The 9,444-nt window shown below is 69.8% G+C and carries 9 protein-coding genes and 1 pseudogene; 2 read left to right on the top strand and 8 right to left on the bottom strand.

The features are described 5' to 3' along the window. Window positions 1-1,066 (top strand): annotated as a pseudogene (locus VGE03_RS09440) (chromosome segregation protein SMC); the annotation flags it as partial. Between the two features lie 134 nt (window positions 1,067-1,200). On the opposite strand, the gene VGE03_RS09445 reads toward VGE03_RS09440, so the two are convergent. Next, entirely contained in the window at window positions 1,201-1,479 is a 279-nt protein-coding gene (locus VGE03_RS09445) for an endonuclease domain-containing protein (protein ID WP_414644923.1), read from the bottom strand. 123 nt (window positions 1,480-1,602) lie between these two features. Next, window positions 1,603-2,349, bottom strand: a complete 747-nt coding sequence (locus VGE03_RS09450; protein ID WP_331046232.1) for a WecB/TagA/CpsF family glycosyltransferase — start codon at window positions 2,347-2,349, stop codon at window positions 1,603-1,605. A gap of 48 nt (window positions 2,350-2,397) precedes the next feature. On the opposite strand from VGE03_RS09450, the gene VGE03_RS09455 reads away from it, so the two are divergent. Then, window positions 2,398-2,874, top strand: coding sequence for a hypothetical protein (locus VGE03_RS09455; RefSeq protein ID WP_331046233.1), 477 nt, complete (start codon window positions 2,398-2,400; stop codon window positions 2,872-2,874). Between the two features lie 84 nt (window positions 2,875-2,958). On the opposite strand, the gene VGE03_RS09460 is transcribed toward VGE03_RS09455, so the two are convergent. The 6 genes from VGE03_RS09460 to VGE03_RS09485 form a co-directional block, all read right to left on the bottom strand. Next, on the bottom strand, window positions 2,959-4,119 hold the full coding sequence (locus VGE03_RS09460) for a mechanosensitive ion channel family protein (RefSeq protein WP_331046234.1): 1,161 nt from the start codon (window positions 4,117-4,119) through the stop codon (window positions 2,959-2,961). Window positions 4,120-4,171: 52 nt separating this feature from the next. Then, window positions 4,172-5,260, bottom strand: coding sequence for an undecaprenyldiphospho-muramoylpentapeptide beta-N-acetylglucosaminyltransferase (gene murG / locus VGE03_RS09465; protein ID WP_331046235.1), 1,089 nt, complete (start codon window positions 5,258-5,260; stop codon window positions 4,172-4,174). A gap of 11 nt (window positions 5,261-5,271) precedes the next feature. Continuing rightward, window positions 5,272-6,453, bottom strand: a complete 1,182-nt coding sequence (locus VGE03_RS09470) for a putative peptidoglycan glycosyltransferase FtsW (protein ID WP_331046236.1) — start codon at window positions 6,451-6,453, stop codon at window positions 5,272-5,274. Next, the gene (gene murD, locus VGE03_RS09475) at window positions 6,450-7,859 is read right to left on the bottom strand and encodes a UDP-N-acetylmuramoyl-L-alanine--D-glutamate ligase (protein WP_331046237.1); all 1,410 of its coding nucleotides are present in this window, start codon (window positions 7,857-7,859) and stop codon (window positions 6,450-6,452) included. The genes VGE03_RS09470 and murD overlap by 4 nt, the downstream gene beginning before the upstream one ends. Window positions 7,860-7,863: 4 nt before the next feature. Next, window positions 7,864-8,973, bottom strand: a complete 1,110-nt coding sequence (gene mraY / locus VGE03_RS09480; RefSeq protein ID WP_331046238.1) for a phospho-N-acetylmuramoyl-pentapeptide-transferase — start codon at window positions 8,971-8,973, stop codon at window positions 7,864-7,866. Window positions 8,974-8,982: 9 nt separating this feature from the next. Continuing rightward, window positions 8,983-9,444, bottom strand: a 462-nt coding sequence (locus VGE03_RS09485; RefSeq protein ID WP_331046239.1) for a glutamate ligase domain-containing protein, incomplete at its 5' end; no start/stop codon positions are given.

Raw genomic sequence — 9,444 nt, forward strand, 5'->3', positions numbered from 1 at the left:
CAGGGACGCCAAGGCCCGCGTCACGGCGCTGGAGAAGGACGCGACCACCACCGCCGCCAAACTCAAGCAGGCGTCGGATGCGCCCGACCAGCTGGCCGCCCAGCGCTCGACCCTGCTGGACGCCCTGACCACCGCCGAGACCCGCCGCAAGGCCGCCGCCGACGCCCTGTCGGTGGCCGAGACCGCCGCCGGCGAGGCCGACCGCGCCGCCCGCGCCGCCGAGACCGCCGCCAGCCAGGCGCGCGAGGCCCGCGCCGGTCTGGCCGCCCGCGCCGAGGCCGCCGCCGAGAAGCTGGCCGACGCCACGAAGACGGTCGAGGAGACGGCCCAGATGTCCCCGGAGGAGCTGGGCCAGAAGCTGACCGACGACGCCGTCGCCCGCCCGCCCGACGCCGCCGGCGCCGAAAGCCTGCTGTTCGGTCTCGAGCGCGAGCGCGAGGCGCTGGGCGCGGTCAACCTGCTGGCCGAGGAAGAGGCCAACGACTACGGCGACCGCCTGCAGACGATGAAGGTCGAACGCTCGGACCTGACCAGCGCCATCGCCAAGCTGCGCGACGGCATCGACGAGCTGAACGCCGAGGGTCGCGAGCGCCTGATCGCCGCCTTCGACATCATCAACGAGAATTTCCGCACCCTGTTCGAGGCCCTGTTCGGCGGCGGCCAGGCCGAGCTGAAACTGGTCGAGAGCGACGACCCGCTGGAGGCCGGTCTGGAAATCTACGCCTGCCCGCCCGGCAAGCGGCTGTCGGTCATGAGCCTGATGTCCGGCGGCGAGCAGGCCCTGACGGCGGCGGCCCTGATCTTCGCCGTCTTCCTGGCCAACCCCGCCCCCGTCTGCGTGCTGGACGAGGTGGACGCCCCGCTGGATGACGCCAACGTCGACCGTTACTGCCGCATGCTCCACGAGATGCGCACCCGCACCGAGACCCGCTTCATCGTCATCACCCACAACCCGGTGACCATGAGCCGCATGGACCGCCTCTACGGCGTGACCATGCCGGACCGCGGGGTCAGCCAGCTGGTCAGCGTGGACCTGAAGCAGGCGGAAGAGATCGTGGCGGCATAGTTCCTCCCCTTCAGGGGAGGGGGACCATGCGAAGCATGGTGGAGGGGTGCCAGACACCGTCGCTGAAGTTCCTCCCCTTCAGGGGAGGGGGACCGCCGAAGGCGGTGGAGGGGCGCCAGACACGAACTCAGGCCCTACCGCCCCGCCGATCTCCGGATGAACCCCAGCGCTGCATCCAGATCATCCAGCACATCGCGCGCCGCAATCCGGATCACCCGGATGCCCTGCTGGTTCAGCCAGTCCGTCCGACGCTGATCGTGCGCCAGACGGTCCGGGTGCTCGTGGACCTGCCCATCGACCTCGACCGCCAGCTTCAGTTCGTGACAGTAGAAGTCGAGGATGTAGGGCCCGATTGGATGTTGTCTGCGGAAGCGCAGGTCCGCCAGCGCCCTGCCCCGCAAGGCGCGCCACATCAGCCCCTCCGGCAGCGTCAGCCGCCGCCTGAGACGTCGGGCACGAAGGGTCGTTTCCGTGATGGCGACCATTCGCGCAACTTAACATGGAATTGAGGGTGCGTCAGGCGCCCCTCCACCACGCTACGCGCGGTCCCCCTCCCCTGAAGGGGAGGAACTGCGCAGAACTTCGTGCTTCAGGAACCACCCGAAGATCGCCGGCCCCTCGATCACATAGCGGCGGAACATCCGCTTCGGCTGGCTCAGCAGGCGGTGCAGCCATTCCAGCGACAGCTGCTGGAAGACGACCGGCGCGCGGTGCTGGCGGCCGGTCAGGAAGTCCACCGACGCCCCCACGCACAGGGTCACGCCGAACGGACGCCCGGCGGCGCGCAGGGCGTGGGCGAAACGCTCCTGCTTGGGGAAGGAGACGCAGGCCAGCAGCACGTCCCACTCGGCCTCGCAGGCGGCCTTCACCGTGGCGTCCCATTCGGGCGTGCCCGGCGTCAGCATCGGCGCCTCGATGAAGGTGAAGCGGCGCCCCGGATAGAGGGCGGTCAGGTCGTTGAAGGCGGCCCGGTCCGGGCCGAACACGCCGAAGGTCAGGTCATGGTCCGAGGCCAGCAGGTCCGCCGTCATGTCCGAACCCGGATAGACCGACAGCCGCTTGCCCCTCAGCTTCGCCAGATGCGCCAGGATGCGGCTGTCGCAGGTCATCAGCGCCGCGCCGCGATAGACGTCGCCGGGCACCCGCCCGTCCATCAGCTTGATCACATGATCGACGTTCGGCGTGACCACATAGCCGTAAGGACCGCGCGCCATCGCGGCCACCTGCGCCAGCAGGGCCGGGCGGTCTCCGTCGACGAAATCCAGCGTCATGAAGCGCGTCATGGACGGAAGCCTACTCGAAGCGCGGTCAACGTCCGGTTACGATGAGGGATGAAACGCGCCCTCCCGCTCCTGCTCCTCTGCGCCCTGTTCGCCGCCCCCGCGACGGCCCGACCCCAGGATGAGCACGCGAGCGAGCACCGGCTGGTCCTGACCGGCGTGGGCCGGTTCGCGGTCTTCGCAGACATGGTCTCGATCGAGCGGGACGGCGACGGCCTGAAGATGCGCGCCTTCCAGGTCACCGAAAGCGACTTCGAGATTGCCGGACAGGCCTATTGGGGCGGCTGGTCCTGGTGGCGCTTCGACTGCGCCGCCCGCACCGCCGACCGGCTGGACTTCGCCGCCGTGAAAGCCGGCGGCGCCGAAGGCCCCGCCACGCCCGATCCCGCCCCCGCCTATGAGGCGGTCGAGGGCGGAGACGCCGCCGAACTGCTGGCCGCGGCCTGTGATCCGGCGTCAGTCGGCGAACGCGGCGTCAGCACGCTGGGAGACGCGGTGCGGGTCGGGCGCGAGGCATTGGCGACCTGACTGCCTTCTCCCCTTGGGGGAGAAGGTGGCTCGCGGAGCGAGACGGATGAGGGGTAGGCCGGCGACAGGCTGGCTGCCGGCCAGTCAGCCGCGAATAACCCCCTCATCCGGACCGCTGCGCGGCCCACCTTCTCCCCCGAGGGGAGAAGGCTCTCCGAAGCCGGAATTAAGCTGCCTCTGCCTCGGCAGGGCTTCCGGGCATTGGTCCCGCATGAAGGCCAGCATCTTCTCGCGGATCTCGCAGCGCAGGTCGAAGGCCGTGGGCGCATTCCGCGCGCTGGCCAGACAGCGGATCTGGGCGACGCGGTCGCTGATGTCCGTGACCTGCAGATTGACCACGTCCCCGTCCCACAGGGGGCTGGCCCGGCAGATGCGTTCCAGCTCGGCCCGCAGGCGATCAATCGGCGCCTCATAGTCCACGTACAGGAAGGCCGTGCCGATCAGGCGCGCCGTCTCCCGCGTCCAGTTCTGGAACGGCGTGGTGATGAAATAGCTCAGCGGCAGGATCATCCGCCGCCAGTCCCACAGCTTCACGACGACATAGGTCGAGGTGATCTCCTCCACCTGCCCCCATTCGCCCTCGACGATGACGGCGTCGTCCAGCCGGATCGGCTGGGCGGTGGCGATCTGCACCCCCGCGATCATATTGGTCAGCAGGGGCTGCAGGGCCAGACCGGCGATGATGCCGACCACCCCCGCCGAGGCCAGCAGGCTCATGCCCCACTGGCGCACCGCGCCTATGGTCATCAGCGCCAGACCGAGGGTCACCACCGCGATCAGCAGGGCCGCGACCCGCTGCAGGATGCGTGTCTGGGTCACGTGCTTGCGGGCGATGAGGTTGTCTTCCTCCGCCAGGTTGAAGCGCCGCATGTAGACGATGGCCCACATGTCGCTGACGCCGATCAGCATCCAGCCGACGGTCAGGATGAAGGCGAAGAACAGCCCCTGCCGCACGGCCGCCGAGGGCCCGGGGTCCATGGGCGACACCGTCACCGCCAGCGCCAGGGCGACAATCATCACCAGCACGCGGACCTTCAACCGAGCCCGGCCGACCAGCCCCCGCCAGAACAGGTCGCGCTTGCGCACGGCCAGTTGCAGCAGCCAGAACACCAGCTGGTTCGCGGCCCAGCCGATCAGGACGAAGACGCCCACGATCAGGGCGATGACCGCCCATTCCGGCAGCCATGACGCCTCCCGCCACAGGGTGGAGATGTCGCCGGTCAGATCGCTGATGAACTCCTGCATGGCCAAGCTAACGCATGACCCGGCGATCGGAGCCCCGGAAACCCCCGGTGCGTCAGCGCGCCGCCGCTTCGACCATATCGGCCAGCCGCGCCGTGGCGTCCGGCAGGGCCGCCGCGCGGGCGCCGGCGCTCATGGCCGACAGGCGCGCGGGATCGGACAGGATGGCGGCCAGCGACGCGGTCATCGCCTCGACCGTCACCGCGTCCTCCAGCATCACCTCGGCCCCGCCGGCGTCCGCCAGGCTGGCGGCGTTGAAGCGCTGGTGGTCGTCCATGGCGATCTTCAGCGGGATCAGCAGCGACGGCACGGCGGCCACCGCCAGCTCCGAACAGGTCGAGGCCCCGGCGCGGCCGATCACCAGATGCGCCGCCGACAGCCGGGCCGCCATGTCGCGGAAGAAGGGCGCCACCTCGGCGTCGATCCCGGCCTCCAGATAGATCTGGCGCGCGCTCTCCAGCGTCTCGGGCCGCGACTGCTGCTGCACCTTCAGGCGGCTGCGGATCGCATCAGGCAGGGCCGCCAGCGCGCGCGGCGCGGTCTCGGACAGGATGCGGGCGCCCTGGCTGCCGCCGGTCACCAGCACATGGATCGGCCCGCCGTCGACCGGCGCGGCGAAGGGGCGGTCGTACAGGGCGCGGATGTCGGGGCGGACCGGATTGCCGACCAGGGTCACGCGTCCCTGAACCGTCTCAGGGACCTTCTGCAGGTTCGGGAAGGACGAGGCGATGGCTCCGACATACGGCGCCAGCCAGCGGTTGGTCCGGCCCAGCACCGCATTCTGTTCATGCACCAGCGTCGGACGCTTCTGGCTCAGCGCCGCCAGCAGGGCGGGCGCCGACGGATAGCCGCCGAAGCCGACCACCACCGCCGCATCCAGCCGCGTCAGGGCCGCCCGCGCCTGCCCGACGCCCTTCAGGATCGCCACGCCCGCCTTGGCCATGCCGACCGGACCGCTGCCGGTGGCGGCGTCCAGCGCCAGCCGTTCCTCGGCGGGGAAGCTGTGGGCGTACTGCTCGCCCCGGTGATCGGTGGCCAGCACGATGCGCCAGCCGCGCGCGGCCAGTTCCCGCGACAGGGCCTCGGCGGGGAACATATGGCCGCCGGTGCCCCCGGCGGCGACGACGCAGACTTTGGAACTCATGGCGCGGCTTCTTACGGCAGGATGCGGCGGCGTTGGCCGAACGACGCGCCGGGCTCATAGGCGCCCGGACGGCGGCGGGTCAGGCTGAGGGCGAAGCCCATGGTCAGGCCCATCGCCAGCATCGACGAACCGCCGTAGCTGATGAAGGGCAGGGTCATCCCCTTGGTCGGGATCAGGTTCAGGTTCACCGCGATGTTGATGCAGGCCTGCAGGCCGATCAGCATGAACAGCCCCGCCGCCGCGACCTGTTCGAACGGATCGGTCAGCTTCATCGCCCGGCGCATGCCGCGGATCACGATGAAGGCGTACAGGGCGATCATCGTCAGGCTCAGGACGAGGCCGAACTCCTCGGCCCCGACCGAGTAGATGAAGTCGGTGTGCAGGTCGGGCACGGAGCGCTTCATCACGCCCTCGCCCACGCCCCGGCCGACCAGCCCCCCCGCGCGGATGGCCTCGGACGCCCGGTCGATCTGGTAGGTCGCGCCCGCGTCGTCCGACCCGAAGCGGCTCAGGCGGTCGCGCATGTGGCTGAAGGTGAAGAACAGGCCGACCACGCCCGCCGCGCCTGCGGCCGCCAGCGCCATCACCCACTTCAACGGCACCCCGGCCATAAAGAAGACGGCCATGAAGGTGGTGGTGATCAGCAGGGTCTGGCCGATGTCCGGCTGGATCAGCAGCAGGGCCACGGTCAGGGCCCAGACGCCGAAGGCGATGCTGACACCGGGCACCCCCTGCCCCTTCTGCGCCTCGGAGAACATCCAGGCGGCGAAGACGATCAGGCTGGGCTTCACGAACTCGGACGGCTGCAGGCTGAACGGCCCCAGATTGATCCAGCGCGCCGCCCCCTTCACCGTGTCGCCGATGAAGGGCAGCAGGGCCATGACGCACAGGGCGCCCAGCAGGGCCAGCACCGCGATCCGCCGCACGCCCCGCGGCGACAGGAAGGACATGGTCAGCATGGCCGTCAGCCCGCCGGTCGCGAACACGATCATCCGCCACGAATAGTGGAACGGATCGCTGATCGACTGGTCCGCCAGGATGGCCGCCGGCGACGAGGCGAAGCTCAGCGCCACGCCCAGTCCCATCAGGGTCAGGGCGGCGGCCAGCAGGCCGCGATCCATCGTCCAGAACCACTGGGCCAGCAGGCTCTGGTCGTTGCGCGAGAAGGCGGGGCTGTAGCTCTGCTGGGTCATGGGACGCTCGCAGGTTTGGCGCCGAGGGCCAGGACGGCGGCGCGGAACGCCTCGCCCCGCGCCTCGAAGTCCGGATATTGGTCAAAGCTGGCGGCGGCGGGGCTCAACAGCACCACCTCGTCACGGCCCGTCGCGGCTGCGGCCTCATGGGCCTGCTGCACGGCGGTCGCCATGTCGCCGCTGATCCGGTGCGGGGTCTCCCCCAGCCTTGCGGCGAACGGCCCGGCCGCCTCGCCGATCAGGAAGGCCTCGACCACCCGGGGGAACAGGTCCTCCAGATCATCGATCCCGCCCGCCTTGGCGCGTCCGCCCGCGATCCAGAAGCTGCGGTCATAGCTGGCCAGCGCCTGCCGCGCCGCATCGGCGTTGGTCGCCTTGGAGTCATTGACGAACCGCACCTTGCCGAGCTGGCCCACGGTCTCCATCCGGTGCGCGAGGCCGGGGAAGGTCAGCAGGCCCTGGACGGCGACGTCTGTCGGCACGCCGAGATCGATCGCCGTCGACAGGGCGAAGGCCGCGTTCTGGGCGTTGTGCCGCCCCGGCAGCGAACGGGCCTGCGCCAGGTCCACCAAGGCCACCCGCTCGGGCGCGTTGTAGTAGAGCGTCGTCCCGATGGCGTAGAGGCCCAGAGCATCCTCCAGCGGAGTCCGGACGCTGACCCGGTCCACGGCGCCGCCGCGAGCCTTCAGCGCTTCGGCCAGAGCGACGCCTTCGGGCTCATCGACGCCGATGATCGCCCCGGCGTCCGAGCCCGGCACGTTCTGGAATATCCGCGCCTTCGCCTTCACATACCCGGCCATGTCCCCGTGCCGGTCCAGATGGTCCGGCGAGATGTTGGTCAGGATCGCCACGTCCGGCGCGAAACGCGTCGTCAGGTCCAGCTGGTAGCTCGACACCTCGATCACATAGACGGCGTCCTTGGTCGGCTCCGGCAAGGCCAGCACGCCGATGCCGATGTTGCCGCCGACGTGGACCATCAGCCCGGCCTGCTTCAGCACCCAGCCGATCAGGGCGGTCGTGGTCGACTTGCCGTTGGTGCCGGTGATCGCCACCACCCGCGGCCGCTCGCCCTCCGGCAGAGCCGCCAGCGCGCGGGCGAACAGCTCGATGTCCCCGATCACCTCGACGCCCGCCGCCTTCGCCTTCTCGACCGTCCAGTGCGGCTTCGGGTGCGTCAGCGGCGCGCCCGGCGACAGCACCAGCGCCGCGAACCCCGACCAGTCGGCCGTGGTCAGGTCCTCGACCGCGAACCCTTCGGCCTCGGCCTGCATCCGGCTGGAGACGCTGTCGTCCCACAGCACCGGCAGCGCCCCGCCCGCCTTCAGCGCGCGCGCCGCCGTCAGTCCCGACCGTCCAAGGCCGAAGACCGCGATCCTCCGTCCTTCAAAGCCGGGGACGGGGATCATCGAACTAGCGCAGCTTCAGCGTGGCCAGACCGGCGAGCGCCAGCATGGCGGCGACGATCCAGAAGCGGATCACCACGGTCGATTCCGGCCAGCCCATCTTCTCGAAGTGATGGTGGATCGGCGCCATCAGGAAGATGCGCTTTCCGGTGGCCTTGAAATAGGCGACCTGGATCATGACCGAGGCGGCCTCGATGACGAACAGGCCGCCGACGATGCCCAGCACCAGTTCATGCTTGGTGGCCACGGCGATGGCGCCCAGCGCCCCGCCCAGGGCCAGCGAACCGGTGTCGCCCATGAAGATCTTGGCCGGCGGCGCGTTGTACCAGAGGAAGCCCACGCCCCCGCCGATGATGGCCGCGCAGAAGATGGCCAGCTCGCCCGAGCCCGGCACGTGGTGCACGCCCAGGTACTGGGAGAAGATGAAGTTGCCGACCAGGTAGGAGATGATGCCGAAGGCGCCGGCGGCCATCATCACCGGCACGATGGCCAGTCCGTCCAGGCCGTCGGTCAGGTTCACGGCGTTCGAGAAGCCGACGATCGTGAAGGCGGCGAAGATCACATAGAACCAGCCGATGTTCAGCAGCACCGCCTTGAAGAACGGGAAGGCGATCGAGGTCTCGAGGTCCGGCGAGGTCGGCGAGGCGGTCATCCACAGCACCGTGAACACGCCCGCGATGACCGAGACGATGGTCTGGGCGACCAGCTTCTGCTTCGAGGTCAGGCCCGCCGAGGTCTGCTTGGTCACCTTGGCGTAGTCGTCGATGAAGCCCAGCACGCCGAAGGCGGCGCTCACGAACGACACGATCCAGATGTAGGGGTTGGTCAGGTCGCCCCACAGCAGCACCGCCACCGCGATGCCCGCCAGGATCATCAGCCCGCCCATGGTCGGGGTGCCGACCTTCGACAGGTGGGTGACCGGCCCGTCCGAGCGGATCGGCTGGCCCTTGCCCTGCTTGACCCGCATCCAGGCGATGAAGCGGCTGCCCATGGCCACCGCCACGATCATCGCCGTAGCCATGGCCAGCGCCACCCGCACCGTCTGGTACTGGACCAGGTTCAGCAGCGGATAATCCTGGGCGATGTCCGCGTAGTAGAGGTACAGCAGGTAGAACATCGTGTTTCCCTATCGCTTCGCGCGCGGCGCGTCGCTGCTTGAGGGGGAGGCGAGCGCGGCGAGGGCCTTGGCGACCAGCGACGCCTTCGATCCGTTCGATCCCTTGACCATCACCACGTCGCCCGGTCCCACCAGATCGGCCGCCTCGGCGGCCAGCTCGACCGCGGTCTCGCGCCACAGGCCGCGCCGGTCCTCGGCGAGGGCGTCGTGCAGGCGCTTCATTTCGGGCCCGGCCGTGTGGACCAGATCCAGCCCGGCGGCGGCGATGTTCTCGGCCAGGCCCTCATGCAGGGCCCGCGACTGCTCGCCCAGCTCCAGCATGTCGGTCAGCACCAAGACGCGACGGCCTCCGGCCGGAACCGGCCGCACGCCGAGGCTCCGAAATCCGGCCGCCATCGACAGCGGATTGGCGTTGTAGCTCTCGTCGATCAGGGTGAAGGTCCCGCCCGGCGCGCTGCTGTTCGCCACCTG

The sequence above is a fragment of the Brevundimonas sp. genome (genome assembly GCF_036400995.1).
In the GTDB taxonomy this organism is placed as follows: Bacteria; Pseudomonadota; Alphaproteobacteria; order Caulobacterales; family Caulobacteraceae; genus Brevundimonas.